General features: G+C 55.2%; 19 protein-coding genes, 1 tRNA gene and 1 CRISPR repeat array (1 of these 21 only partly in view). Of the genes, 8 read left to right on the top strand and 12 right to left on the bottom strand.

The window, feature by feature from the left end:
- A CRISPR array of direct repeats spans positions 1-757; the repeat unit is 32 nt; unit sequence GTTTCAATCCACGCTCCCGCGCAGGGAGCGAC (it extends 2,934 nt beyond the left edge of the window).
- Positions 758-969: 212 nt separating this feature from the next.
- From cas2 to cas3, 7 genes are all read right to left on the bottom strand, one after another.
- Positions 970-1,260: a CRISPR-associated endonuclease Cas2 gene (gene cas2 / locus M4951_RS13975; RefSeq protein WP_262022269.1), complete on the bottom strand. Its 291-nt coding sequence runs from the start codon at positions 1,258-1,260 to the stop codon at positions 970-972.
- An 8-nt stretch (positions 1,261-1,268) separates the two neighbouring features.
- A complete protein-coding gene (cas1c, locus tag M4951_RS13970) occupies positions 1,269-2,300 on the bottom strand; it encodes a type I-C CRISPR-associated endonuclease Cas1c (protein ID WP_262022268.1) in 1,032 nt (343 codons plus the stop codon).
- 150 nt (positions 2,301-2,450) lie between these two features.
- Complete coding sequence (cas4, locus tag M4951_RS13965) at positions 2,451-3,065, bottom strand: CRISPR-associated protein Cas4 (protein WP_262022267.1); 615 nt, start codon at positions 3,063-3,065, stop codon at positions 2,451-2,453.
- Positions 3,056-3,922: a type I-C CRISPR-associated protein Cas7/Csd2 gene (gene cas7c, locus M4951_RS13960; protein WP_262022266.1), complete on the bottom strand. Its 867-nt coding sequence runs from the start codon at positions 3,920-3,922 to the stop codon at positions 3,056-3,058. The genes cas4 and cas7c overlap by 10 nt, the downstream gene beginning before the upstream one ends.
- Before the next feature lie 4 nt (positions 3,923-3,926).
- Positions 3,927-5,708: a type I-C CRISPR-associated protein Cas8c/Csd1 gene (cas8c, locus tag M4951_RS13955; protein ID WP_262022265.1), complete on the bottom strand. Its 1,782-nt coding sequence runs from the start codon at positions 5,706-5,708 to the stop codon at positions 3,927-3,929.
- Positions 5,705-6,415 (bottom strand): type I-C CRISPR-associated protein Cas5c, encoded by a 711-nt coding sequence (gene cas5c, locus M4951_RS13950; RefSeq protein WP_262022264.1) that lies wholly within the window; start codon positions 6,413-6,415, stop codon positions 5,705-5,707. The genes cas8c and cas5c overlap by 4 nt, the downstream gene beginning before the upstream one ends.
- Positions 6,416-6,439: 24 nt before the next feature.
- Positions 6,440-8,731: a CRISPR-associated helicase Cas3' gene (cas3, locus tag M4951_RS13945; RefSeq protein WP_262022263.1), complete on the bottom strand. Its 2,292-nt coding sequence runs from the start codon at positions 8,729-8,731 to the stop codon at positions 6,440-6,442.
- Positions 8,732-9,599: 868 nt separating this feature from the next.
- Here cas3 and M4951_RS13940 point away from each other — a divergent pair.
- The 3 genes from M4951_RS13940 (at position 9,600) to M4951_RS13935 (ending at position 12,302) form a co-directional block, all read left to right on the top strand.
- Complete coding sequence (locus M4951_RS13940) at positions 9,600-10,757, top strand: hypothetical protein (protein ID WP_262022262.1); 1,158 nt, start codon at positions 9,600-9,602, stop codon at positions 10,755-10,757.
- A gap of 87 nt (positions 10,758-10,844) precedes the next feature.
- On the top strand, positions 10,845-11,090 hold the full coding sequence (locus tag M4951_RS25645; RefSeq protein ID WP_410050395.1) for a helix-turn-helix domain-containing protein: 246 nt from the start codon (positions 10,845-10,847) through the stop codon (positions 11,088-11,090).
- Positions 11,091-11,117: 27 nt separating this feature from the next.
- Positions 11,118-12,302, top strand: a complete 1,185-nt coding sequence (locus M4951_RS13935) for a tyrosine-type recombinase/integrase (protein ID WP_262022261.1) — start codon at positions 11,118-11,120, stop codon at positions 12,300-12,302.
- Between the two features lie 210 nt (positions 12,303-12,512).
- On the opposite strand, the gene M4951_RS13930 is transcribed toward M4951_RS13935, so the two are convergent.
- A tRNA-Ser gene (locus M4951_RS13930) sits at positions 12,513-12,601 on the bottom strand.
- Between the two features lie 265 nt (positions 12,602-12,866).
- On the opposite strand from M4951_RS13930, the gene M4951_RS13925 reads away from it, so the two are divergent.
- From M4951_RS13925 to M4951_RS13905, 5 genes are all read left to right on the top strand, one after another.
- Positions 12,867-14,489 carry a M20/M25/M40 family metallo-hydrolase gene (locus M4951_RS13925; RefSeq protein WP_262022260.1) on the top strand — a complete coding sequence of 541 codons (1,623 nt, stop codon included), beginning with the start codon at positions 12,867-12,869 and terminating at the stop codon, positions 14,487-14,489.
- Between the two features lie 1,237 nt (positions 14,490-15,726).
- Complete coding sequence (locus M4951_RS13920; protein WP_262022259.1) at positions 15,727-17,052, top strand: Gfo/Idh/MocA family protein; 1,326 nt, start codon at positions 15,727-15,729, stop codon at positions 17,050-17,052.
- Positions 17,053-17,249: 197 nt separating this feature from the next.
- The gene (locus tag M4951_RS13915; RefSeq protein ID WP_262022258.1) at positions 17,250-18,311 is read left to right on the top strand and encodes a DUF1559 domain-containing protein; all 1,062 of its coding nucleotides are present in this window, start codon (positions 17,250-17,252) and stop codon (positions 18,309-18,311) included.
- 122 nt (positions 18,312-18,433) lie between these two features.
- Positions 18,434-18,865: a carboxypeptidase regulatory-like domain-containing protein gene (locus tag M4951_RS13910; RefSeq protein WP_262022257.1), complete on the top strand. Its 432-nt coding sequence runs from the start codon at positions 18,434-18,436 to the stop codon at positions 18,863-18,865.
- 240 nt (positions 18,866-19,105) lie between these two features.
- Positions 19,106-19,867, top strand: coding sequence for a DUF1080 domain-containing protein (locus tag M4951_RS13905; RefSeq protein WP_262022256.1), 762 nt, complete (start codon positions 19,106-19,108; stop codon positions 19,865-19,867).
- A gap of 397 nt (positions 19,868-20,264) precedes the next feature.
- On the opposite strand, the gene M4951_RS13900 is transcribed toward M4951_RS13905, so the two are convergent.
- From M4951_RS13900 to M4951_RS13885, 4 genes are all read right to left on the bottom strand, one after another.
- Positions 20,265-21,269: an FAD:protein FMN transferase gene (locus tag M4951_RS13900; protein ID WP_262022255.1), complete on the bottom strand. Its 1,005-nt coding sequence runs from the start codon at positions 21,267-21,269 to the stop codon at positions 20,265-20,267.
- A 434-nt stretch (positions 21,270-21,703) separates the two neighbouring features.
- Entirely contained in the window at positions 21,704-22,576 is an 873-nt protein-coding gene (locus tag M4951_RS13895; RefSeq protein ID WP_262022254.1) for a carbonic anhydrase, read from the bottom strand.
- Between the two features lie 111 nt (positions 22,577-22,687).
- A complete protein-coding gene (locus M4951_RS13890; RefSeq protein ID WP_262022253.1) occupies positions 22,688-23,017 on the bottom strand; it encodes a P-II family nitrogen regulator in 330 nt (109 codons plus the stop codon).
- A 101-nt stretch (positions 23,018-23,118) separates the two neighbouring features.
- Positions 23,119-24,912 (bottom strand): sodium-dependent bicarbonate transport family permease, encoded by a 1,794-nt coding sequence (locus M4951_RS13885; RefSeq protein WP_262022252.1) that lies wholly within the window; start codon positions 24,910-24,912, stop codon positions 23,119-23,121.
- Positions 24,913-25,039: the final 127 nt, after the last annotated feature.

The following is a 25,039-nucleotide window of genomic DNA, read 5'->3' as shown; positions in this document are numbered from 1 at the left end:
CACGCTCCCGCGCAGGGAGCGACCTCGAACAACTGCGATCGCGTCTCGAAGCAGATGTTTCAATCCACGCTCCCGCGCAGGGAGCGACCAGATCATCTTTATTATTCATGACTTCCCCTTTTAGTTTCAATCCACGCTCCCGCGCAGGGAGCGACCCGCCGAACATTGCTTCGCGCGCATCGATCGACAGTTTCAATCCACGCTCCCGCGCAGGGAGCGACGGCTTGACTGCCGCCGGCGATCCTGACGGCTCGTTGTTTCAATCCACGCTCCCGCGCAGGGAGCGACAAAACTGTTGCTTCGGCCAGGGGTAATGCGGACAGTTTCAATCCACGCTCCCGCGCAGGGAGCGACGAGCAGATCATTGCGCAGCGCGTGAAGAATCACAAAGTTTCAATCCACGCTCCCGCGCAGGGAGCGACTTCGCTGATCGGCAGGCCGTCGTCCCCGACGACCTGTTTCAATCCACGCTCCCGCGCAGGGAGCGACCTGCCGCGTTCGATCGCAAAATGATCGACGAATTTGTTTCAATCCACGCTCCCGCGCAGGGAGCGACCTTTCTGAATTGCGACCATGTTCGCCTGTTGCGCAGTTTCAATCCACGCTCCCGCGCAGGGAGCGACGACGAACCCCGCACTTGTTGGAATCAATAGCGGAATCGTTTCAATCCACGCTCCCGCGCAGGGAGCGACGTAGCTCTGTTCTGTGCGACAATACGGACAAAAGTTTCAATCCACGCTCCCGCGCAGGGAGCGACGCCGCCAGCCTAAATGCTTACTACGGCAGGGGCAACGGCTGTAAATTCGCGAACCTCGGCTCGCGGTTAACTTACATCGGCAGGGTGGGTGATATGGTTTTCGTAAATGCTTTTAGGTTCGAGGATTACGGTAATCGCGAACCTGCCGGGGATTTGTCTGGCGCTTTTCGTTCGCAGAGACTTATTCACCCTCGTTGAGCTGGGACATCCGGCTAGGCGATTAGCGGCCCGTCAACGTCGAGCGAGGGCTTGGCGCCGCAGTGTTCTACTTTGCGTTTCCAGTTAGAGCCCAGATAGTAGAAGCGGAGGCTGTCTTTAGCCGGATTCATCAGGTCCGTTAGTTTGGCTTTGCAGGCGGCCCATTGGGCCGGATCGACCTTCAGCTCGAATACCGAGTATTGAACTCGTTGCCCGTAGTCGAGACACGTTTTGGCGATCTGGCGAAGCCGGCGGCGTCCTTCGCGATTTTCCGTGTTCACGTCATAGGTTACGAGCACATACATGGTTTTTCTCACCGCCAGATGAAAGCAGGATAGGCGTCGATATCGCCGCGTAATCGACGAGCCAGTAAGCGAGCTTGCAGGTGAATCATGATTCCGACTGACGTCTTTTCCTGCAGGTAGGGATGCATTAGTGAATTCTGTTTGCGACTCTGGTAAGCGGTGATCACCGTTTTTCGCGTTGCGTCATCCATCAGCACGGCGCCGCTGGGGGAAGTCGTAAATCCGCTGGCCGACACCTGACGGCGGTTAATCAGCGAAAGCGCCAAACGATCCGCCAAAAAGGGGCGTAACTCTTCCATCAAGTCGAGCGCCAAGCCGGGCCTACCGGGGCGATCGCGATGCAGGAAGCCGACCGCCGCATCCAGTCCCGCCGCTTCGCAAGCCGAGCGGGCGTCATGTGCGAGCATCGCGTACAGAAACGACAGCAGCGCGTTGATCGGATCGAGCGGGGGCCGTCGACTGCGATGGGTAAAGCGGAACGCATCACCCGGCGTGCGGATCATCAACGCGAAGGCGTCAAAGTAGGTCGCAGCACCTTCTCCTTCGATACCGCGCAAGCGATCCAGCGACGCACAAGTTCGCGCCGCTTCTAAATTGGTGACAAGCCGTTTGGCGGCGGCTTCCAACGCTTCTTGACGGGGCGTTTCTGGCGCCTCGCGCGCTGCTCGAAGGAGGACGGCCCGGCAATTGGCCAGCTTGGCGGCGACCATCACGCGGGCAATTTCACACGATTTCTCCAATTCATCGGCCAATCGATACTGCGTCCGCCGCAATAGCACATTTCCCGGCGAGAAGCCGACGATCGCCGCCTTAAATCGTCCGTTTGAATCGGCCATCGAGATCGTGACGCCCATTTCCCCGCAGATACTCATCAAAGACGGGCTGACGCCGATGCGACCGAAACAAACGATGCCGTCCAGATTATGAAGCGGGATCCGCAGTCGCGTCTTTTTTTCGACGCGGACGGCGACGGCTTGTCCCTGCTTCGCCAGGTAAGCCCCTTCGGTGGTGACGAACAACGTGTTGAGGTGCTGTTTCATTCCGGTTCTTCCCACATATCCAGATCGGTCTGAGGAGCTTCGCCTGCCAAGGCCGCCGTGAACTGGCGATCGAGAAAACGGCTCGCCGCCATGCGATCCGCCAGTTTCGGTAGACAGAGTGATAGGAGGGAACAGCTATCGCACTTCTTTTCATAGACTGCGGGCGGAGTCTTTGCGGCAGAAAAGAGAGCATGACACTGTGCGGCGGTTTGAATTGTCGTTTGCCGTCCGTAGCGATACATCGAAGGGAACTGACATGCGACGGCGGCGCTGACCATAGAACAGGGCGCCCTCGTCAATTTTGACGGCCAACATTTCTTCGAGGCAAATCGCCTGGGCGCATAGTTGAACGCGATCGCTATCGTCGCTTTTTGGTTTGCCTCGCTTGTACTCGACCGGCGTCACCAGCCACGCGGTGGGCTCCTCGCGGATCGCGGCGAACAGTTGCGGCATGGGAGTGCTGCGAAGTTGGCCAACTCGGGCGACATCAGCCGGCGTGAATTCGACAATGTCGGATTTCCCGATCAAGCCATACTGCAGCGAGCGAAGCGACAGTCCGCGGACGATCCGCGTATCGCCGCGCAACTCGTCGGTCGCCTCATGCGCGCGGCGATGCAAATTCATCCCTTCGACCGTCAACCGATTCTCCGCCCATAATTGCTCAACATGAATCAGCGCCGCTTGCCGAGGGCAAAACAGCAAGTGCTGAAGAGCGGAAAGGGGAAGGAGATCGGTTTCGGCGTGCATTTTTGCGATTACACCCATTTCTCCATGGTGACGCCGCTCGGTAAATCTTCCGTGGAAACGCGGGTCGTATAATCGTTGAAGTTTCGCGGCGGCTCGGTTTCAGCATTCGAGCGTTCGGACGTAACGCGGGCGAACAGTTCATCCGCTCGGGCGTTGCCCAGCTGGCTCTCATGCTTGAACGCAAAGCAGGCCTTGGGAGTCATCAGACCGCGACTTGCCGAGCGGTCATGCTCGAACATATTGCTCAAAGCCGACTTGAACAGTTCCAAATCGTCGTCTGAAAAGCCGGTTTTCTCCGCCAGGAAGGGATTGATAAACCCGTGGGCCCGGTAGAGCCCGTAGGGAATGGAATACTTGCGGCCCATCGTGCGATTATCCCCTTCCTGCTTTTCCGCTTCGCGCTCGGTCGTGACGGCGCAGCGCGTTACGGAGTGCTCTAGCGAAATAATCGGCGTAATGCTGCGGGCAAAACCGATTTGCACCGGGCCGCGAACCTGACCGCAATTGACTTCGGTCGTCATCACAGCCCCAAAAGTGCGGATGTCGAAGAAATTATTGCACATCCAGTCGGTGATCTGCTTGGCTTGGGCCAGTTCTTTGGGCAGCTTCCCTTTGCTGGCGGTGAGCTTGGTCGCCTGGTAGGCGCGCTCGTGCTGCTGGTTGAGGATCGCTTTCTCTTTGACGTATATTTCGTAAGGGGGATGCTCTCCATGAACCAGGCCGATGTAGTTGCGCACTTTTCGTTTCAGGCAGACGTCGGTGACCAGACCGTGCCCTGTCTCGGGATCGACACGCGGCAAATTGCCGGCGTCAGGATCGCCGTTGGGATTGCCATCGGTCACGTCAAAGAAGTAGACGAAGTCGTATCGATTCATGGGATTACTCGCTTTCTGGGGCGGAGGAGATAGCTGGCGTTTCGGACTTCTTCGTATAGAGATCTTGAACCTGATGGTAGTAGCCGAGATGGAACAAGCCTTGCTGCTCGAGCGCCAGGTGTCGGGGGAATTCGTTCAACCGATCGGCGATCACTTGAATTTGTTTTTCGCGCGTGATGCGAAGTCCTTTCGCATCGATTTTGTTCAAGTGGTTTTGGCTCATGCTAATCAGGCGGGGAAACACCGTCGCAGGCGTCGATGAAGCGGCGGTAAAGAAGCGGTCCTTGATCGTCGCGTTGATATGTTCTCCCAAAGCGTCTTTCTGCACCTTTTCAAGCAAGGCGAACCAGCGCCCCAAGTGGTAGGCAGGTTCGGAGCGGTTGGTGTCGAGTCCCACGGATATCTCCTTGTTGAAGTTGCGGATTAAGACGGCCTTGATCGCGGCGATACGGCGATGCATCGCGCGAATCCAATCCTTGCGATGGCTTTTGTCAACGAGTTGCTCGGCCCGAATCCGCCGCAGAATTGCTTGATAAAAAGCGAGCGGATAGGGCGCGCCGGTCAAGATGGATTGCATGAGCGACCCGGAGAGGAGCGGCGGAGCATCTTTGGCCTCACGCGCCGTCTCGCGAATCAATTGCCGGGGCGTCGGCGGGATTTCATCCGGCGAGTTCACCAGTTCGACTTCCTGCACATACTGGGCAAGTCGCTGGGACATCTCTCCAACGCTGCTGACTTGCCAAAACCGAATCGAGACCCGCGATGCGTTGGGAGAAAGGCCGAGAATATAGAACGGCGTATCGGCGTCTTCGCTTGGCAAAGCTGACTTGTCCCGCTTGCCCTGAGCGAGCCGCGAGAGGAATGCTTTGAGGCGAGCAAGCACTGCGGCGTCTTCCGCTTCGTTTTGCGTTGGCAGCGGACCGGAGAAAAAGGTGGGGAAGATCGTTTCGGCTGCGGTCGGTTTCGCTGTCCAGAATACGATGGTCGTATCTCCTAGCGAAACCGTTCTGGCCGGATCAGCCAGCATTTGATTCAGCGCCGTAGCGTATTGAAATGCGGCTTGCTCAGAGACCGGCGCATTGTAGCTTTGCCGCATTCCGTACGATTCAAACGCATCCAGGTTAAAACTGACGATAGACGCGCCGGAACTTTGGGCTCCCCGAACCCCTTTGATTTTGGGCGCATGTAGCCGAGCGAGCGTCCGCTGCTGGCCGCTTACCAGGCAGGCGCCGCGTCGCTCGCTGTCCGAAGTTTCTTGCTGGTCCCACCACTGCTTTACAGCGGTTCGCTCGTGAACATACGAGGTTTCGCCTTGCAGGAGAAAACAGCCGAAGCTTTGCGAGATCTCAGCAAGTTCCGGATGTTCGACGGCTAGTTCTGGGCGCCATTGCTTGAGAAAGCTGCAAACGGTCGAAAATTGCGGATCGTTGATCTCCGTTTCGAGCGCGAGATGCCGATCACGAAACGCTTCAAAGCATTGCGACGTTCGCTCTGGCTTGGGATCCTCGGCGCGATAGCCGAGCATGTAGGCGGCGTTGTCCCACAGCAGGCAAGGATTGACGCCGGAGCCTGGCGGTTTGCCTTGTCCAGGGACGACAAGCGGCTTGGCGATGCCGCGGCCATTCTTCATTTCGGAAATGAGCGATTGGAATTGCACGAGTCGCCCATCGGGAGCAAGGACGACGCAAAAGCTCATCTTCTGCACACTATAGCCGTAGGGAGCGATCTCTTGACTTGGATCGTCGGAAAGCCGCTCGTAGAATTCATTCAACACTTGCAAAATCATGCGACCACCTCCGTTGATGTCACGGCGGGAACTTCCATGACGCCAGCTTTCAAGGCAGCGCGGAAGAACTGCGGCTGGGCGAGCAGCTTTTTTCCGGTGTTGCTTTCGATGACATCGTAGGCTTTGCCGGTAGCCGGCGTATACGCGATGTCGAGCAGCATGAAACCCAGGTCGCGGTTTCGCTCGGACTGCGAAAGTTCGCAAGCAGGGAGTTCGTTTTCAACCCAGGCGAAGTCAGCGAGAAACTCGCGACAGCCAAGATAGGGACGTTGAAAGCATTGCCCTTTTTCGGCCCGACGTTTGAACATGTGGTAATGTTTTTCGGCAGGATTCTCGGCATCGAGCGCGACGATACGTCCCTCGATAACGTAGCCGACGTCGCGGAGGATCGTGCCTGCTCGTTGTTGCCGTTCGTCTTCGATATAAAGACCTAAAGAACCGCTTCCACTTTTGATCGCCGATTTGGCGTTGGCGGCGGAGGCTTTTACCCCGACCTCGTTACGGCGAAGGTTCGTGAATCGGACCGGTTTCAGCAGATGGATCCGCTCGATCTCCCACCGCATTTGCGGTTTCCAATAGATCGCTTCCAACACCCCGCGAGCTGCCGAGGGGGTCATCACGTCATAGCTGACGCGTTCGACCTTCATCTCGGGACGAGTGAAGCAGGCGGCTTCACCCCAAACGTGTAACTTCACCGAATATGACATGCTGGGCACTCCTTGGAGCTATGTTTATACCACCGACTGAGCGGGGTCCAGTAGTATCTGATCATCTAGACCGATTCCTAAATTGTCGTCGTATCGCAACGAGTCAACCAGGACAGGGTACTGCTCGTAAACCAACTCGACCCAATGATTCTGCACGAAACGATCCCAATAAAATTGGCGAATTTGGACCGTGTATCGCTGTAACTGTTGACGAATCTCACGGCTGACAAATGGCGATTTGCGGAGTTGCCTTTCAAGGCGGCGGCCTGTCTTGCCCCAGGGAACGATAACCGGCTTCGTTTCATCAGGTATGAGCTGAAACTTTTGCTCGGCACTGCGAAAATCGGCTAGCGGCGCAAAGGAACCACTGTCCGAACGGAAACTGCTTAAAACGCCTGGACGGTCCCAGCCCCCTTGGTGTTGCCAGTAGTGTTTGCGAAAGTAATGTTCAATCGCATCCAGGCTCAGGAAATCGTCGTAGAGCGGGATCAATTCTTGAGCGGTTTCCGCAGTTTGCCGTAAGTGGCCGTGGGGAAGCGGATGTTCGGTGGCAAATACGACCACTTTGCCGGCGGCGTGTCTCCCTTCCCGATTGCACCGGCCTGCCGCCTGGGCCAAGGAGTCGAACCCGGCGATCGCCCGATAGACAGCGGGAAAATCGATGTCGACGCCTGCCTCGATGACTTGCGTACTGATCACACGGCACGGTTTTTTGTCATCTAGGCTCTGTTTGATATCCTTGATCGTTTTGCTGCGATGCTCGGGACACATCCGGGCGCTGAGATGAACCGCTTGGCCGCGCTGTTTAAGTCGCTGATAGAGTTCGGCCGCATGCCGAGTAGTGTTAACGATGCACAGCACTTGCTGCTCGGACGCGAGCTGATCGATCAAGTCATCGTCGGATAAGTCGCCCACGTATTGGACCTGCACGCGTTTTAGCGATTGATAAAGCGCGGCAGGCTTGGAAATGATTTCTTCGATTTCGTTCGCCGGAATTCCAATTTTGAAATCGTCTCGCGCCATCAGCGCCGGTTGCGTTGCGGTGCAAAGCACGACGCTGCATTGATAATTGCGCACAAGTTCACGAAGTGCGGATAAGCAGGGATGCAGAAGTTCCACCGACAGCGTTTGGGATTCATCCAGAATAATGACGCTGCGAGCGATGTTGTGCAGCTTGCGACAGCGCGAAGTCCGTGAGGCAAATAACGATTCCAAAAGTTGGATGTTCGTAGTCACGACCAGCGGCGCGTTCCAAGTTTCGGCGGAAAGGCGATTCCAGGGGGTTTCTTTCTTGGGGTCAAAATTGCTGTGATGCTCGACAAGTCCGGTTGTCGCCAAATCTCCCAGGGCCGCGCGAAATACGTCCGCGTTCTGTTCCACGATACTGGTGAAGGGAATCGCGTAGATAATCCGATCAAGGTCATGCTGTAATGCGTGTCGCAACGCAAAGGAAAGCGACGAGAGCGTTTTGCCGCCGCCTGTCGGAACCGTTAGCGAAAAGAACCCGGGGCGAAGCGGTGCGGCGTTTTGACACTCCGATAAGATATCGCCGCGAATTGCGTTGACGGGAGTCGGTTCGGACTGGGAACGTTTGTCAGCCAAACAGCGATCGAGCGCCGCATTCAATTCCGCCAGCAACGGCTGTTGCTCTCTCCGCTGTCCGGCAGTTTCCGGCGCCATGAATTTCTCGGTCGCCAGATAATCAGCGTCGACCAGACACGAAAACAGCATTCGTGTAAAAAATGCTAATTGAAAGCTCCTCTCGGCGTTATCTGTACCGGGCGTCAACGAAGGCAGAGGGGGCAGCGGCAAGTGAAGAAATTCTCCGCAAGCTTCCTTCAAGGCGGCGATTGTTTCCGGCTTCTTCGCATTTAGACGTTGCTGAAGACACGCATCGCTGTCGGTATCCCAGTCCGCCAGTCCAGCATGATGGCCGGCGATGCAATACGCTAGAATCCGCGCCACGGCGGGATGAGTATCTGCAAATCGCTGAACGGCAAAAGCGGCGCCAGCGGTGGAATGGTCGACGCGACCTGGCAGATTTTCGAGATGGGAGTCGAGACCATTTTGCTGGCGCAAATAACCTTGAAACTGCGGCGCGAATTTTCCCAGATCATGCCACCAGCCGAGGAGTTCGCCAAAATCGGCGGCGCCAAATTTTTTGGCGAAACCGGCTGCTCCAGGGAACTGATCGTCGCCAAGCGCGACCAGCCGCAAATGCTCTTCGAGCGGCTCCCAATCTTCAGGCCCATTTCCCTGGGTATGTGCGTAATACATCGTGCGCGACCGGCTGATAAAGATGCGTTTTCGCGTCATTGGAAAACAACTCGCCACGCCAACAAATTCGTTTCGCTAACGGCGTCGTTTGTTGACTTGGAGTAATGCTGATCCTAAACCAGCCTCGTGACACGTTTGGTCACAACCGCTCAGATTTGTTGAAAATTTCGCCTCTGCTCGCGTCGTTATTGAGTGGAACGAAGCAAGATACCTAGAGACTCGAATCGCGTCCGCCTCGCGCGGTATGTAGCTTCGCGCGACGAAATTGGACGGAGTTGTCGATGTCTCGTCCTAATGAAGAAATTCATCGCGGCGTAACCTTCATGCAGGTCACGACTTGCGAATAAAATATTCGATCAAGGTATACGTCCAGTTTTCATCTGAGAACTTGTCAAAAACCTTGATGGCGTTGTCTGGCCATTTTGCTGCTCCAGGTTCTTATGGAGCAGTTCATGTCGCGATGGCCGATGAATTCGGCCGCCTAGTTTGTCGACCAAACGCAGCCGCGCTGAAATCGCCAACAGGTCGCCGAGTTGGGCCGGCGTCCAAAGTTCTCTTCGGATAGAGGTCAGCTAAATTTATCGGGCGAATGTGTCATAAAACAAAAAAGTCCTAATTCATCAGGCAGAGAGGGAAGGGGCATTAGCGATCAGCCGGCCCTCCGCTAAATTTTGGGCCTTTTTGCGTCATAATAGATAGAGGGCGAACTAACTATCGGCCAACAGGCGATTGGGACTGGCGAAACGTTAGGTGGTTCGACGGCATCTAAATTTCCATCCGTTTGGTGTCATAAAAGATGATGGGGATCGTTACGAGTTGGCGACAATCGTCCGATGGCGAAATATTAGCAAAGTCGTTGAGCTTTGGCCGATCGTGTCGAGATCCAAAATAAACAAAGTGAGTCGCCATGGATGAAACTGACGAATTCAGCCGCTTAGCCTATCTCTTCCTGCCTCGGCCGCGCGGGCAGTTGCGTCTTCTGCCAGTAAATTTTCGCTGGGAAGTTACGCGACGACATCCAATCTATGGTCAATTCTGGACGGCAGCGCGGACTTTTTTCGACTGGGCTCGAACCTCCGACGGAACAGTTTCCGAAGCCGATCTGCCTGCGTTGCAAGTAGCCAGTATCGCCGCTCGGTTTCTAAACGAGATCGGCGTAACGTCATTTGCTCCAGATCCAAGACTCGAATTCGCGCAGCTTGGAGAGGGCGTTAACGAAAATGGCTGGCTTGGTGGATCTATTTCGCCCATCACGTTGCGGGGGATTTGGGGACTGCTCATTGCGACTTTACCTGCGGAAGTATTTTCAGCGACTGCTTCGCAAATCTCAGCGGCAATGCTGACTGAGTTGGAGCCCAATGAGCGCAGAAATGCTGGTCTTCAAGCTCTTCAGCAGATTCAGGAAATGCGGCTTGACCAGATGATCAACGAACCGATTGTCTCCATCAATCCAACTGTCTCGGATCGCCAGATCCATCATGACCTGAGCCCCCTGTTGGAGCGATGGCGTGCCGAAAGAAACATCTCGGTTGGTAGGGACCGTTCGGCTAGTTACAGAGACTATCTCCGTGTTTGGGATCTTCGCGAAGGCTGGGCGGTTGGCGTCTATTCAAATGAAAATGAAAAAACGCTGGGCGAGGTTGCAGCAGAGTTGGACATCAATCCCTCAACTGCAAACATGCGATATCGATCAGCATTTGAGTTAATCACCGGGTACACTTATTCCGCGCCAACCTGGGTGCGATTCATGGGGTGGGAAAAATTGTCAACGGTGACGCAGGAAGTGATTGGGAAGGTTGCTCGAAAACGGCCGATCAAACTACGTTCCAAACGTGAAGTACCTGAATCTGCTTTGGGAGGGAAACGTACGGTTGAATTAATGGCAAGTAGCCAGGAAGATGCCGCTTCGCAATCATCTGAAAGAGTTACCGATTTGTTGATCGATATCGATGAGTTTGTCAAAAAGGGAAAGTTGAACATCGAAATACGCGATGCTCTCGAAGTCCCGTCTGAATCGATCACCGCTATTGACGAACTTATCGAGTTATTTCGAGCGCGTAGATAGCGAAGGAAAGCGTTCAAAATAGCGTGCTCACTATTTTGCAACCGGGAGAGGATAGAAAGTTAATCCTTTTTTCCCCTCGGTTGCATCATGTCAGAGCCATCTAGCGAGTCGACGCGACTCTTTTCGATCCAAGAGCTAAGCGCTCGCTCTGGAGTTCCTATCGTCACGCTGCGTCGATGGGCAAAAGCGGGACGAATTCCTTTCTTTCAGCCTAGCGGCAAGAACGGCCGCCTGTTGTTCTCGGCGGACGCAATCCAGGCGTCCATCCACTCTATCCCCACCTCGGTGCGAAGTGCGCCCCGAGTGGGGCGACGTCCGAAGTGGGAATCGTAATTCTGCGTGAACCATTAGGAATTCGAAATGCGAAAGACTGCAGAAGAAGATCTCTATTACAACTGGCGCGTTTTCCAGCGTCGCCGTATGTATTACGCGGACGGGCGATCGAATATGCCGAATCTTGGGCGACATTCTCTTGGTACTCGCGACCTAACGGAAGCGAAGCAGCAACTCCAATTGCTTGATCGAAAGCTGGCAGTTCTCAATGGCCTGGTTGCTGAGTCGGCCGGCGAAACGCCGTTTCCTGCGATTCCGATTGAAGTCGGAATGCGGCAGTATCTTGATCATTGTCGCCGCCCTCGCGTCATGGGAGGGAAGGCGGAGGGGACGATCAAGCGGTATGGGGCGGTAGGTGATAAATTTTCGTCGTTCTGCAAGCAAATCAATATTTCTTCCTGGCAAGGCGTGACGAAGTCGGTTGTCGAGCGATACGGCGGCGATTTAGACCGTCTGGACTATGCTCAGCGGACGATTTCTCTTGAGCTTCATTTGGTTCAGCACGTCGTCCACTGGTTTATCGATGAAAAGCGGCTTCCCCAGCAGCAGCGAATGAAGCTAGGTCTGAAGAAGCTTACCGGATCCGACACCTACTGCTACACTCGCGCTCAGGTAGACGCGATCCTTGCTCACTGCAACTCAAACCGAGAACTGGATTGGCTGTACGTGTTGCTAGCGACTCTCGCGATGACCGGAATGCGAATCGGCGAAGCGATTAACTTGCGTCATTCAGATATTGAGTGGGAACCGCGCCCCTTTCTCAAAATTGCGGACGAGGGCGCCAGTCAGCGAAAAGCGAAGATGAAGTCGGCGCGAAAAACAAAGGGGAAGCGGGGACGTATCGTACCGATTCACGACGACCTTCAGCCCATTCTCAAGCAGATCATTCGGCATCGCGACGGGTACGTCTTCCATGGGCCGCGCGGCGGCCGGCTCAAGGCCGATACGGCTCGCGTGATTTTCAAGCGCGACGTCGTCGAACAACTCGCAGAGCAGTTTCCGACGGAGGAAGGTGACATCGGATTTGTCCACGCGCGATTCCACAGCTTTCGACACTATTTTGTCAGTAAATGCTCCGAAGCTGGGGCATCGGACGGCCAGATCAAAGACTGGGTCGGTCACAAGGATTCAGAGATGGTGGCGCTTTATCGCCATCAGTTCGACGACACGAGCCAATCGCGGATGAAGTCGATCCAATTCACTTCAGTTTGATGGTGGCTCGGCAGATCGTCTGCCGACCGTCGAGCTGATCGTGTTGTTTTTTGAGAGGAGTTTCCGTTCGGAACAATGAATCGAGGAGAAATTGACCGCCCGGTTTTCTCCGTTTTTGGCCCAATCTTGACCCAATCGATTGGGCCAAAAAAAAAGGCCCGCCGGAAAGTCTTATGTTTAAAGACCTTACGACGAGCCATTTTTCTAAAGCGGAGAGGACGGGATTTGAACCCGTGGAACGGTTTGACCCGTTCACCGGTTTAGCAAACCGGCGCATTCGACCACTCTGCCACCTCTCCAGTGGAACGAACAGATTAACTTTTGCCTTCCGTTTCGGCAATGGGGAGACCGGGAAATCGCGGGCCGGGTTCGGTTGCTTTTGGCGGAGTTGCCTGACTAATCGGTAAAATTTCGCCCATTGGGGAGGAAACCGCCGGTAAATAGACTTAAATATGGCGTACGGTCGTTTATCTTTCGATCCCATCTTTGCCCCTGACGCTGTCGATATTATTTCCATCAGAATTGTTGGGGCAGACTTTCTCGATTTGCACTCGGAGCTTCCGGATGACCCGCCTGACATCGATTCTTGCCTTGATGTTCCTCTCGCCGTTGGCGACCGCCGGTGAGGCGACCCTGGGGGAAGCGGTCAATTCGATCCAAAGCGACGAAATCAAGCGGCACGTCGACACCCTCGCCGACGATTCCTTTGAAGGACGCGAAGCCGGCAGCCGCGGCGGTCGCGCCGCTGGCAACTACATCGTCGAACTTGTCAAAGCGGCCGGGCTCCAGCCGGCCGGGGACAACGGTACTTATTTCCAGTGGTTTGGTAGTGAATATCGCAACATCTTGGCCATGCTCCCCGGCAAAGATCCAACCCTCGCCCAACAGGTGATCGTCGTCGGCGCTCACTACGATCATGTCGGTTACGGCAACTCGACCAACAGCTTTGGGCCAACCGGCTATATCCACAACGGCGCTGATGACAACGCCAGCGGAACCTCCGGCTTGTTGGAAGTGATCGAAGCTTTTCAAACATTGGCCGAACCGCCGCAGTGCAGCATTCTCTTCTGCTTTTGGGATGGCGAAGAGAAAGGGCTGCTTGGCTCAAAACATTGGTTGCAACACCCGACGATCAAGCTGTCGCGCGTCAAGTTTTACATCAATCTCGACATGATCGGGCGACTACGCAAAGGTCGCGTCGAAGTCTCCGGCGGTCGCACGTCGCATCGGCTTCGCAGTCTGATCACGCGCTCCAACGAAGCGACCCAGTTGACGCTCGATTTTGATTGGGACATCAAAGCGAACAGCGATCACCATCCTTTCTATGAACGCAGCATTCCGTACGTCATGCTGCATACCGGACTGCATGACCAATACCATCGCCCGCAAGACGATGTCGAGTTCATCTCGTTCGACGGCGCCCAGTCGGTCGCTCGCATGGCGTTCCAATTGATCTGGTTGTTGGCTAACGAAGAGACGCCTCGCAAGTTTCGCGATTTGGCGCGACGCGAAGGTCCTTCGCAGCGACGACGATTTGAATCCCCTTATCTCGGTCGTGGTTCACGCCTAGGCGTCCGTTGGGCGACCGCCGAAGAAGAAACGATCGACGGCTTGACCGTCAAAGGAGTCGTTCCGGCGTCCCCCGCTTCTCTGGCCGGTATCCGCAGCGGCGACAAAATGGTCGCGTTCGCTGGCTTGCCGATCAACGATGTCGAACAGTTTTTGATTAACGTCCAAGCCTCTCCCGAGTCGACCACGATCACGGTCGAGCGCGAAGGAGAAGAGGGCCCGCTGGAACTGCCGGTCACTCTCAACGAAAAACCATCGCCGCTCGGCATTCGCTGGCGCGGCGACGATGCGAATCCCGATGTCATGTTTCTCACAACGGTTGTCCCTGGATCACTCGCCGCAGCGTCAGGCCTGCGACTCGGCGATCGCATCTACGAAGCGAACGGCCAAAAATTTGACGACGGCCAGCAGTTCTACGACCTGGTGACCGACTTTTCCAAACCGCTCCGTTTGGTCGTCGAGCGACAAGGTCGATTGAGCACCATCGAAGTCGATACGTCAAAGCTGCACGCGATCCTCGGCATCACTCCCCCCACCGAACAGCCGCCCGCCGAAGAACCCTCGACCGACGCTCTCCCGCTGGAAGAGCCCGCTCCTGCGGAGCCCGCGGAGCAGTAGGTCAGACCTTGGTTGGACTGGACCGGACCGCTGCATTTTTTTGCATCCAATTACCTGGTCTTCCTGGGGGTAGCTTGGGGGCATTGGTGTGCGGCGGCGCCTTGGACCGGACCGTTTGTTGTCCGAAAGATTGGACCGGACCGGATCGTTTGTTGTCCGAAAGGTTGGACCGGACCGGATCGTTTGTTGTCCGAAGGGTTGGACCGGACTGGATCGTTTGTTGTCCGAAAGGTTGGACCGGACTGGATCGTTTGTTGTCCGAAGGGTTGGACCGGACCGGACTGTTTGTTGTCCGAAAGGTTGGACCGGACCGCTCTATTTTTTGCATCGCATTGCTCAGTCTGCTGGGTTGTTAGTTTGGGGTGTTTTGGCGCTGCGGCAGGCATGGCCTGACCTACGGTTTTACTAGTTGTTCCGGACCGCGCAGCAATTCACGCCGCGCCAGCCATCACTGACCGTCGGTGGATTCATTCCCTATTCGATCCCAATTCCGTGCGCTTTGTCGAGAGACAAATTTTGGGCGCTTTTCCTGCGATAGCCGCTGGACCGTTTGACATGGCGAAATGCCGTCAACTGTTTTCGGGGGAACAAATACTTCCTACGGCTGCGCAGCCCTATAGCGGAACTATCGGGGCCAACCATCGAAACAGCGCAACCTCAAAACTCTTGCTTCGGATACGAAGTGCGTAAGTTCCGGTAGGTGCGCCGAGACGCGCCTACTTCACTGCAGCCCTGGATAAGTTCGACTTCAACGGATGTTGACGTTGGAAATCGCGCATGTGGTGAATGAAAGGGAGGCCTACTGGCCTACTGGGATGGTTGCTGAAGTTTGAATATGCGATTCGCGAGGGAAGAAAAGGGGCTCATGGGAAGACCAAAGGCGAAAGAAGATATTACGCGTTTGCCTAGGACGCCTGGAGTTCCCGGCGCATTGATTATGCGCCAAGGCTCCCTTCCAATTTTTGCTCGTTTGGCGGGCGTTTCGCAGCGCAATACTGTCTTTATACAAAATGAAGAAGGTGCGTAAAAAGTTGATGACACGTGACATCACCTTAGGTACAATAGTGGGCGCCAGTGAATGGCCGCTTTTTTTCTTGGTGAGTTTGGTCAAATCAGTTTTGCGGAGAGGTTAGAAGAGAGAAGGCTGGACTTTAGAAATAGTAGTTTTAAGATAGCTCTGCAATATCCTTGATAGCGAACCGCTGAGAAATACAAATCTTTTGGAGGATTTGCTCTTATGGCAATGCTTACGCGAAGAAACTTTCTGAAATCATCTTCATTGAGTGGGGCCGCTCTGGTATGCGGGATTTCGCATGCTGCTCCTGCAAACAGCAAGCTGAACGTCGCAGCCGTAGGAGTAGGAGGAAAGGGTTGGTCAGATCTGAATTCGGTTTCCGCTAGTCCTTATGTAAATATCGTCGCGCTGTGCGATATCGATGAAGGGCCCAATAATCTTGGGCGGGCTGCTGAAAAATTTCCCCGAGCGAAGCGTTATGTTGACTGGCGAAAGATGATGGAGCAGTCAGATATCGACGCCGTGATTGTTGCGACTCCAGATCACATGCATGCCCCGATTTCCCTGGCCGCTATGGCGCTAGATAAGCATGTCTATTGCGAAAAGCCATTGGCGCATAGTGTGGCTGAGGCCCGCGCAATGAAAGAGGCCGCCGCGAAGATGGGGGTCGTCACGCAAATGGGTAATCAGATCCAATCGCACGAGTTCTATCGTACTGCTGTTCGACTACTGCAGGATGGGGCAGTTGGCAAAATCCGTGAGGTGTATTCGTGGCAAAGCGGAGGTACGTCATGGAATCTCTGGGACGATCGAGTCCCAGGCAGTGATCCTGTTCCCCCCAAGGTCCATTGGGATCTTTGGCTCGGAGTCGCTCCCGAGCGCCCCTATGTCTCGAAATGCTACCATTCTTACAATTGGAGAAACTGGCAAGATTTTGGTACCGGCAAACTCGGGGATTTCGCCTGCCATATTCTGGATCCTGTCTTTACTGCATTGGAGCTGACAGCGCCGACTTCGCTCGTTGCAGAAAATCCGGTTTTGAACAAGGAAGTCTGGCCAAAGACAAACATCGTAAAATATATTTTCCCAGGCACGCAGTATACTGCTGATCCGACAATTAACGTCACTTGGTATAGTGGAGTAGATCATCGGCCTACGCGCGAGCAATTGACCTTGCCGGAAGGGGTTAAGATACCCAAGGCAGGCTCCGTGTTTATTGGAGAAAAGGGGCATCTTATCCTCCCGCACGTTGGCGCTCCAATGCTCTCGCCTCAAGAAGCATTTGAAGAGTATCCAGTCGCTGAAGTCGAAGGGCGGGACCATTACACCGCATGGGCAGATGCCTGTCGCGGAGAAGCGGAGACATCCTCTTCGTTCAGTTACTCAGGACCGCTAACGGAGGCAGTTCTGTTAGGAATTGTCGCCAGTCGTCTACCGACACAGTCATTGGACTGGGATTCCTCCAAAATGAAAATCACGAACGCTCCGGAGGCAAACCAGTTTCTGAGGAAGGACTACCGGGCTGGTTGGACCGTGCCTGGCGTGTAGACGCCAGGATCAAATCATTGGTCGGCGAGTTTCCCCTTCATTCACATGGTTTCCGTGAATTAGTTTTTGCGGAATGCATGCTCACTGAAAGGGAAATTCCTTACGCCCTGCACAGGCTCAAGACGAATTTCACCCATCACTGCAACACTAGTATCCCATTTGTTTTCTTAGCGATTTAATCATTTAGGAGATTATTAATGTTGTTCAGTAAGTCATATTGCGGATCTTCGCCGCAGCGTTTTCAGAGGCTCCCCCACGCACGCGGTGCGTTTACTTTGGTTGAGCTGTTGGTGGTCATCGCCATTATCGGAACACTCATTGCTCTCTTGTTGCCTGCCGTTCAGCAAGCGCGTGAGGCCGCGCGGCGCATGCAATGCACCAACAATTTAAAGCAGTTGGGTCTGGCGATGCACAACTTCCATGACACCTATGGCAAGTTGCCCCCCATGAGCCATGAAGATTGGGGCAACGATGATACCCAGGCCAACTGGGGTTGGGCTGTTCTTGTGATGCCTCAAATGGAACTTAATAGCACGGTCGAAGCGCTCAATCCCACGTCGGGGGTTGTGACTAGCGACTACTGGCCGCGCAAAGCGACAGGAAACACCTTGCACGCCGCGGCGGCCGATCCTGCCCTGAAGCCAATTCTGCAAACGCCCATTTCAGCGTTCATCTGCCCATCGACTTCTGGACCTGAACTGAACGACTCGAAGCCCATTCCTTACGATAGCGGCAACGGTGATACGTTTCTCGCTCGGTCCGACTATGTCGTCGTCAACGACAAGGATAAGATTTACCGGGGTAGTAGCACCAATCGCCCCGATGGATGCTTCGTCTGGACCCGCATGAACCCTCCGGTAAGATTTGCCGATATTACTGATGGCCTCACCAACACTTTGCTCATTGGCGAACGTTGTTATGAATTGGGAGGCGAGTTGATTGGCAGCGGCGTCGTCTTTGGGCATGCTGGCAATGACGATGGAGACCAGCCGACCGGCGCCGAAGTGGGATATTTTTATGTGGCTGGTTCGGGGTACTACCCCATTAATTCGACGGTCAGTGACGCCAACAATTCTCATCGACAGGGATTCGCCTCGAATCATTCGGGCGGAGTCAACTTCGTTCTGGTGGATGGTTCCGTGCATTTCATTCCAGATACGATCGATCATAATCCCGATGGCAGCAACTTTGGAGCAGCGAACAGTACGTTTGAGCGGCTGATCCAAAAGGACGATGGGCAAGTCTTAAATTCTTTCTAAGCCTATATTAAAAGCCGTAAGCTCCACCTGCCTAGATTTGTTTCGAGGGGTGGAGCTTTCGCCATTATGCAACCACGGCTCTTCGTCCACTGACATTCCCTTATTCTCACGAAGTGAGTGCCATGAATTATTCCCTGATTTGTATCAGTCTGTGCAGCCTATTGCTGTCAGCGATTGGTTGCAACTTTAACAGCAGCGAATACGGTCACGTTGTCGGCGTCATCAAGATCAACGGCGCTCCAGTAGAAGATGCCGTGGTCATTTTTTCCCCGGTCGCTGGAGGAAGATCCGCCATGGCGATAACGAAAGCGGACGGATCTTATGAGCTAAACTACACCCCCGGCGTGAAGGGCGCCAAGCTTGGTGAAAACCGGGTGGTCCTATCGACCTATGTTTCGCCTTTCCGCGACGATGACGGAGTGAGTAGCTTAGGGGAGCCGGAGCGATTTCCTCCCGAATATTCTCAGGGGACGGAGTTCGTAACGATCGAACCGGGTGAAAATACATTCGACTTTGATATCGAAGCCGACCGCGACAAATATCCAACTCAGTAAGCTTGCCGTTCTTTGAGCATTGCGTCAATGTTTGCATGGAGAGTCGATTGACTTCCCGCAGAGACAGCGCTGCCGCGACACGCATGGCTTCGCTTTCCTCCGGTGAATTTGATTCGGCGACCGCGCGAATGATTGTTTTCGTGTTGTTAGCCCGAGCGATCTGCCGACGGCCTTTTGACCTACTCACAACTTGGCATGATTTCACGGCTTTAAACTTCGCTGTCCTACTCTGGAATTACGATGAAGCTTGATTTTCATTTCGCAACTCGATGTTTGTTTGCTTTGATCCTTGCTATGGACTTAGCGCCAACTCCTGGATATTCGGCGGAACCTATGCCGCCTCAAGGGTTTCGTGCTTTGTTTAACGGGCATGACCTTAGCGGATGGTATGGGTTAAATCCACACCTGTCCGCCAAATTAGTAGGTGAGGAAAAAGACAAGAACTTGCTCAAGCAGCGAGCCGAGTTTTCAAAATATTGGAGAGTCGAAGATGGAAGCCTTGTCAACGATGGCAAGGGACCCTATGCAACTACAGAAGATGATTTTGGCGATATTGAATTACAACTGGAATACAAGACGGCGCCTGGGGCTGATAGCGGGGTCTATTTAAGAGGCGCACCCCAAATACAAATTTGGGATACGAATCAAAAATTCAACGCGCAAAGTCCGGACCGAAAACCTCATCTTGGTTCCGGGGGTTTGTACAACAACACTCCAGGGGCCCCAGGTCGTGACCCGCTCGAATTAGCCGATCTCCCTTTTGGCGAATGGAATAAACTGCGTATTCGACAAATTGGCGCCTGGACGTCGGTTTGGCTGAACGGGAAACTTGTAGTCGACAATGCGATCATGGAGAACTTCTGGGGGCGAAGTCAACCGCTTCCACCTAAAGGGCCAATTATGCTGCAAACGCATGGAGGCCAAATCTCTTGGCGAAATATTTTCGTACGCGAGATTGGGGCCTCAGAAGCAAAAGAAATCCTCGCCAAAACGAAAAAGTGATCTGCCCCTTTCAACCGCTTTAAGCCCGGTTGAGACGTGATGGGGCGATGCTGACGTGCCGGACGCATTGCCCTTGCTCGCGATATTTGAAAATCTGGCTGGCGCTTCTTTTCATAGCCCGCGGCGCCAGTTTTGAGGTTGCGCTATTTCCCTGGTTGGCCGCGATAGCTCCGCTATCGCGGCGGCGCAGCCGTAAGAGGCATTGATTCCCCGTAAGCAGTTCAGGGGCTTTTCGCCATTTCAAACGATGTAGCGACCACCGAAGTAAGCCCAATCGCGGCTCGACGTCTCCTACCGACTTCGTCGGCCCCGATAGCGGAGCTATCCGGGCCACCCGGAATCCGTTCGGCCAAATAGCGCAACCTCAAAACTTGCGCTTCGGGCTATGAGGAGAAAGCTAATGCGCTGTTAGCCAGTTGTCTAGATTCTTACTTTTCTCGACCACCAATTTATCTTGTTCGAGCGTGGTGACGGCGGCGGCGTGGTTGGGGTGTTGGGCTAATGCGGCGAAGCCTTGTTGGGGGCCTAAGACGCTGATCGCCGAAGCCCAGGCGTCGGCTTGCATTGCGGTGGGGGCGAAGACCGTTACTGTGCGACTGGTCGTGACGCCGTATCCGGTGTGGGGATTGAGGATGTGCGAGTAGCGGGCGCCGTTGATTTCGACAAACTGGTAGGCGTCGCCAGAGGTTGCGACGCCGCAGTTGGCTAGTTCGACGATCATCACTTCGGCGCCAGGCTGTTTGGACTGGGCGACCGAGATCTTCCAGCCGGCGGACTGCGGGGGCGCGGCGCCCAGCGCCATGTCTCCGCCTGCATCGACTAGTGCGTGCTTGAGGCCATGATCGCGTAACGTTTTTAAGCCGGCGTCGATAATGTAACCCTTGGCGACTCCGCCGAGATCGAGACGCATGTTGGCGGTCGTTAGCTCGGCGGTGTGAGAGGCCGGGTCAAGCTTTAGTTTGGCGTAACCGACGGCTGGCAAATGGTCGGCGATTTCTTGTGGATCGATCTGCCGACGGCGCCGCATCCGGCGCCAGGCTTTGGTGAGCGGGCCGATGGTGACATCGAATGCGCCGCAGGTCGCTTGGCTGATTTTCTCGGAATACGAAAGCACATCCCAGAGCTCTGGCCCGATGTCCGTTTTGCCAGGACTGATTTGGCCGAGCCGAGAAACCTCGGAGGTCGACTCATAGTCACTAAGAATTGCGATCTGGCGATTCATCTCGGCGAACGACGCGTCGATCGCTTGGTGGGCGGCGGTGGGCGAATCGGCGTAGACGATCACTTTCGCCACGGTTCCCATCAATGGGCGAACGCTCTCGTATCGCTGCAGCGGCGCCGCCTGCACGATCGGCAAGGGAGCGCAGAGGAGGGAAGCGAGGATCAAAATGGAACGAAGCATAGCGAACTCTGGCTGTCGGTCAAAATGGGGGCCGGTCTATTATACCTTCCGTCTTCTAAGTTGCGATTTTTAGCCAAACCACGTCGGGTTGGCCGCGATAGCGGAGCTATCGGGGCGGCGCAGCCGTAAGAGGTCTTGGTCCCCGGCAAGCAGTTCAGGGGCTTTTCGCCATTTCCAACGGTATAGCGAACACCGAAGTTCGTCCGACCGCGGCTCGATGCCTCTTACCGACTTCGTCGGCCCCGATAGCGGAGCTATCGCGGCCAACCTGGGAAATAGCGCAACCTCAAAACTCGCGCTTCAGGCTATGAAGAGAGAATGAGGGCCCAGAAACGACTGGGCAAGAAAAACGGCAACCCGCATCGAAGCGGTAGGGAGACTCGATGCGGGTTGCGAAGTAACGATCCGCCAGGGGCTGGAATCCTGGCCAACCGTTAACCGAGCGGTTGTCGATCGGCGGCGGTGACGGAAATCGCCGCGAGCGATTCTAAGAGGTCATCTTCTTCGGGCGCTAGGGCCAGGCCATCTTCCCACGCGTCTCCGTCGACCGCGCGGAGCGGAGGGCGCACGACCGCGTGCGTCGCGATGTCGTAGACGCCAAACAGAACGCTGACATCGGAACGGTCGACGCTGTTGGCCAATAGTTTTAATTGATGAGCCGACGCGGCGGCGTTCAGCGTTGTCGCGACGTCGATCAGGCGTTTGCGATCGGTCTCACGGCGGAAGTCGACGCCGATGGTGGATGCTTGAATCGATTGAGCGGCTAAGACCACCGCGGGGTTAATGCGTTGCAAAATGCTGCGCAGTCCAACTGACGCGAGCCCCAGGTTCAGCCCCCAGCTGGTCAGATACGAATCGACCGACGCAGAGACGGCGCCGCAACTGCCGTGTCCTAGGACGACGACCGTTTTGATGGTCGGCATGTGGCGAAGCGCATATTCGACGCTGCCCAGGCATTCGTCTCCCATCGTCTGACCGGCGGTGCGGATCTCGAAGATATCGTTCGCCGATTGCCCCAACAACTGGCGAACCGGAACGCGCGCGTCAGAACAGCCAAACACCGCGGCGAACGGGGTTTGCTTAGGAACCTTGCCGGTCGGGAAGAGAGTCTCTAGCGTGGCGCGACGTTGAGCCAAGTCGACTTCGTCGGTCGATTCGTTGCCGGTGAACGCGTTGGCGATCCAGTGACGGAAAGCCAGGTTTCCTTGTTCCAACGCCTGTTTGGCGGAGTCTGCGTCATTGGGACGCTGCATGGTCGTGCCCAGCGAATACTGGCTGTTGGGGTTGTAAGCGAAGCTAGAGAACACGACGGCGCAATCCTTCAGTGGGTGGTTGCGAAGTGCAAATCGAAGAGCAGAAGGTCGCCCGCCAGGCGAGTTGCAACGCGCCGAGCGGGCCAGGGAAGTTCATTGCGCCGGCTACGGAGTGTTGCGAAACGATTGGTCGCGTTCGTCGACTTCGACGTGGTCCGCATAGGCGAACAACGCATATTGGCTGAGTTGAGCGAACTGAGCGGCATGAATCCAGTCAAGGATCTTGGCGCCGATTTCGGTGGTCGTCACGATTTCTAGGCGAAGCAAATCGTCGCCGTTGTAGAGATCGCCGGTCACCGCGTGGTGACCTTGGCCATGACAATTCATAAAGCTATAGCTGCGGACTCCCAACTCGGAGAGCTTCTCCAGCATGAAGCCTTTGAGCGCCGCGTCCATCACAATCGTGACGCGACGCGCGTTTTTGGTAGTAAACACGGAATATCTCCCAAGGTCGTTGTTTTCTTAAAACGGAGGTTGTCGACCGACCCGCGGGCAGCCAAAATCGGCCGACAACCATCCCATGATTGCAATTGGGCTTAGGTAACCGGGAACGTACTGATGACGAACTTCGCCATCTCGATGTAAATCGGGATCCCCAATGTCACGTTCCAAGTGAACGTCAGACCTAGTGAAGCGGCCAACGGCAATGTGGGGCTCGCTTCTGGAATTGCGATTCGCTGCACCGCCGGAACGGCGATGTAGGATGCGGCTCCGCAAAGGACCGCCATCAACGCGTAGGTGCCTGTTTCAAAGTGATGTCCCAGCGCCATGCTGTAAGCGTGCAGGGCGCAAATTCCCATCAACGCGAACAAGTTGGGCGCCAGCAGACCAAAGATGATGAACCCGACGCCGGCCGACTTCAAGTCTTGCAGACGGCGGCATGCGGTGATGCCCATCTCTAACAGGAACAAGCACAACGCTCCTTTGAACATCATGACAAAGAAGTTGTTGGGGCCTTCGACAACGTGCGGATCGACCAGCGCCTGGCGACCGCTAATAAAGCCGACGACCAAACCGCCAAACAGCATGAAGAGTCCTGGATTCAGGAAGACTTCGTGCAAGATCTTCGGGCTCAAAATTCCGCCGCTATGCGCGGCTGCCGCTCCGACCGATTTAGGAACGAGCTTCTTCGAGTCGTCATGCGCGTAAGGATCCTCTTCGCCTGTTCCAGCCCCGTCGTTCCATGAATCGTCTCCGCTTGCAGGTCCCGAATATCCGGCTTCGTCCGGCATGTTGCCCGAGATATCCATCCCTTGACGCCGCAAACGGGAGATCAGGAACAAGCCGACCAAACAGCCGGGGATTTCCATGACCGCCAGCATGACCGGCATGTAGCTGTCGTGCAGCATGCCCAAGGTCGCCAAGATACCCAAACAAGTTACAAAGGTGCCTGCCGAGTCAGAGCCATAATAAGAACCGACGGTCACCGCATCGATCCGGCGCATCGGAGTAAAGGTTCGCAACATCCACGTAGCTGCGATTCCGATGAGACCGTTCACGATGAACCCCACTACGGCCAATCCGCCGGCGACCGCCAGTTCTGATGGAGCCAAAGCGGCCATCAGCTCGCCGCCGTGCCAGCCGATCGCTACCAACAAATAGATGGTCAAGCTTTGATACAAAGCTTTGGGAAATTCAAAGGGGACATGCAACAGCGGAATCGCGAAGCCCATGAAGAAGAAGAGCAACAACGGCTGAAACAAGTTGGCCACAAAGTTGCTTGCGATCGATTCTAACATGCCGACGTTTGCATGATCGACGTACGGCGACAAGCGGAGGATGCCTTGGGCGTCGGCGACACGGGCCTTCTCGAGTTGACCGCTGGTCACCTGGAGGGTGACGACGCGCGTCGGATAAAGTTCTGGCGTGACGTGTTCGGCTCCGGCTTCCTCGGCGGTGACAACTTTCTCCGGTTCCGGCTTTTCGCCGCGGGGAACTTCGACCGATTGGACGCGGACCTTTTTTAAGATCTTTTCGACGTGGCCATGATCGCCGCCGAGCGTGACCAGCGAGATATCGACTTCGTCGCCGGCTTTTAGTGTCGACGGATCCTCGACTTCGACGACGGCGCGAAACTCGCGCATGCCGATGGGGCGATTTTTCAGTTCGTCCGCTTTCGCCGCAGGGACTTCCGCTTCCTTCTTCATCGATTGGCCCAAGACGACCGCAGTAACGGCGGAGGCTTCCTTCTCTTGAGCCTTCGCCGTATTGGTCAGCCAGTACGCGCTTTGTCCGACGGTCACAAGGACAATCGCCAGGCAAGCGCCTTTCCACCACCGGCCGCGGCCGGTGGTCGCATTTTGAGCAGAGCGATGCTTCTGCTTACGCATACTTCACCTGTACTAAGTTGTGGGGTTGATTTGAATCTTGGGCGGACTTCCTGCATGAAGTCGTCGCCGGCGTACGTTTTGGTCGCGGCAGGTTCTCAAAGTTGGAAGCCAAACGCGTGGACAGATG

The organism is Blastopirellula sp. J2-11 (genome assembly GCF_024584705.1).
Lineage (GTDB): Bacteria > Planctomycetota > Planctomycetia > Pirellulales > Pirellulaceae > Blastopirellula.
This window is presented reverse-complemented; position numbering and strand designations above follow the sequence as displayed.

Bases quoted from the DNA above. Each gene is read 5' to 3' on its own strand.
- cas2 (WP_262022269.1), bottom strand. From the start codon at position 1,260: ATGTATGTGCTCGTAACCTATGACGTGAACACGGAAAATCGCGAAGGA.
- cas1c (WP_262022268.1), bottom strand. From the start codon at position 2,300: ATGAAACAGCACCTCAACACGTTGTTCGTCACCACCGAAGGGGCTTAC.
- cas4 (WP_262022267.1), bottom strand. From the start codon at position 3,065: ATGGGTGTAATCGCAAAAATGCACGCCGAAACCGATCTCCTTCCCCTT.
- cas7c (WP_262022266.1), bottom strand. From the start codon at position 3,922: ATGAATCGATACGACTTCGTCTACTTCTTTGACGTGACCGATGGCAAT.
- cas8c (WP_262022265.1), bottom strand. From the start codon at position 5,708: ATGATTTTGCAAGTGTTGAATGAATTCTACGAGCGGCTTTCCGACGAT.
- cas5c (WP_262022264.1), bottom strand. From the start codon at position 6,415: ATGTCATATTCGGTGAAGTTACACGTTTGGGGTGAAGCCGCCTGCTTC.
- cas3 (WP_262022263.1), bottom strand. From the start codon at position 8,731: ATGACGCGAAAACGCATCTTTATCAGCCGGTCGCGCACGATGTATTAC.
- M4951_RS13940 (WP_262022262.1), top strand. From the start codon at position 9,600: ATGGATGAAACTGACGAATTCAGCCGCTTAGCCTATCTCTTCCTGCCT.
- M4951_RS25645 (WP_410050395.1), top strand. From the start codon at position 10,845: ATGTCAGAGCCATCTAGCGAGTCGACGCGACTCTTTTCGATCCAAGAG.
- M4951_RS13935 (WP_262022261.1), top strand. From the start codon at position 11,118: ATGCGAAAGACTGCAGAAGAAGATCTCTATTACAACTGGCGCGTTTTC.
- M4951_RS13925 (WP_262022260.1), top strand. From the start codon at position 12,867: ATGACCCGCCTGACATCGATTCTTGCCTTGATGTTCCTCTCGCCGTTG.
- M4951_RS13920 (WP_262022259.1), top strand. From the start codon at position 15,727: ATGGCAATGCTTACGCGAAGAAACTTTCTGAAATCATCTTCATTGAGT.
- M4951_RS13915 (WP_262022258.1), top strand. From the start codon at position 17,250: ATGTTGTTCAGTAAGTCATATTGCGGATCTTCGCCGCAGCGTTTTCAG.
- M4951_RS13910 (WP_262022257.1), top strand. From the start codon at position 18,434: ATGAATTATTCCCTGATTTGTATCAGTCTGTGCAGCCTATTGCTGTCA.
- M4951_RS13905 (WP_262022256.1), top strand. From the start codon at position 19,106: ATGAAGCTTGATTTTCATTTCGCAACTCGATGTTTGTTTGCTTTGATC.
- M4951_RS13900 (WP_262022255.1), bottom strand. From the start codon at position 21,269: ATGCTTCGTTCCATTTTGATCCTCGCTTCCCTCCTCTGCGCTCCCTTG.
- M4951_RS13885 (WP_262022252.1), bottom strand. From the start codon at position 24,912: ATGCGTAAGCAGAAGCATCGCTCTGCTCAAAATGCGACCACCGGCCGC.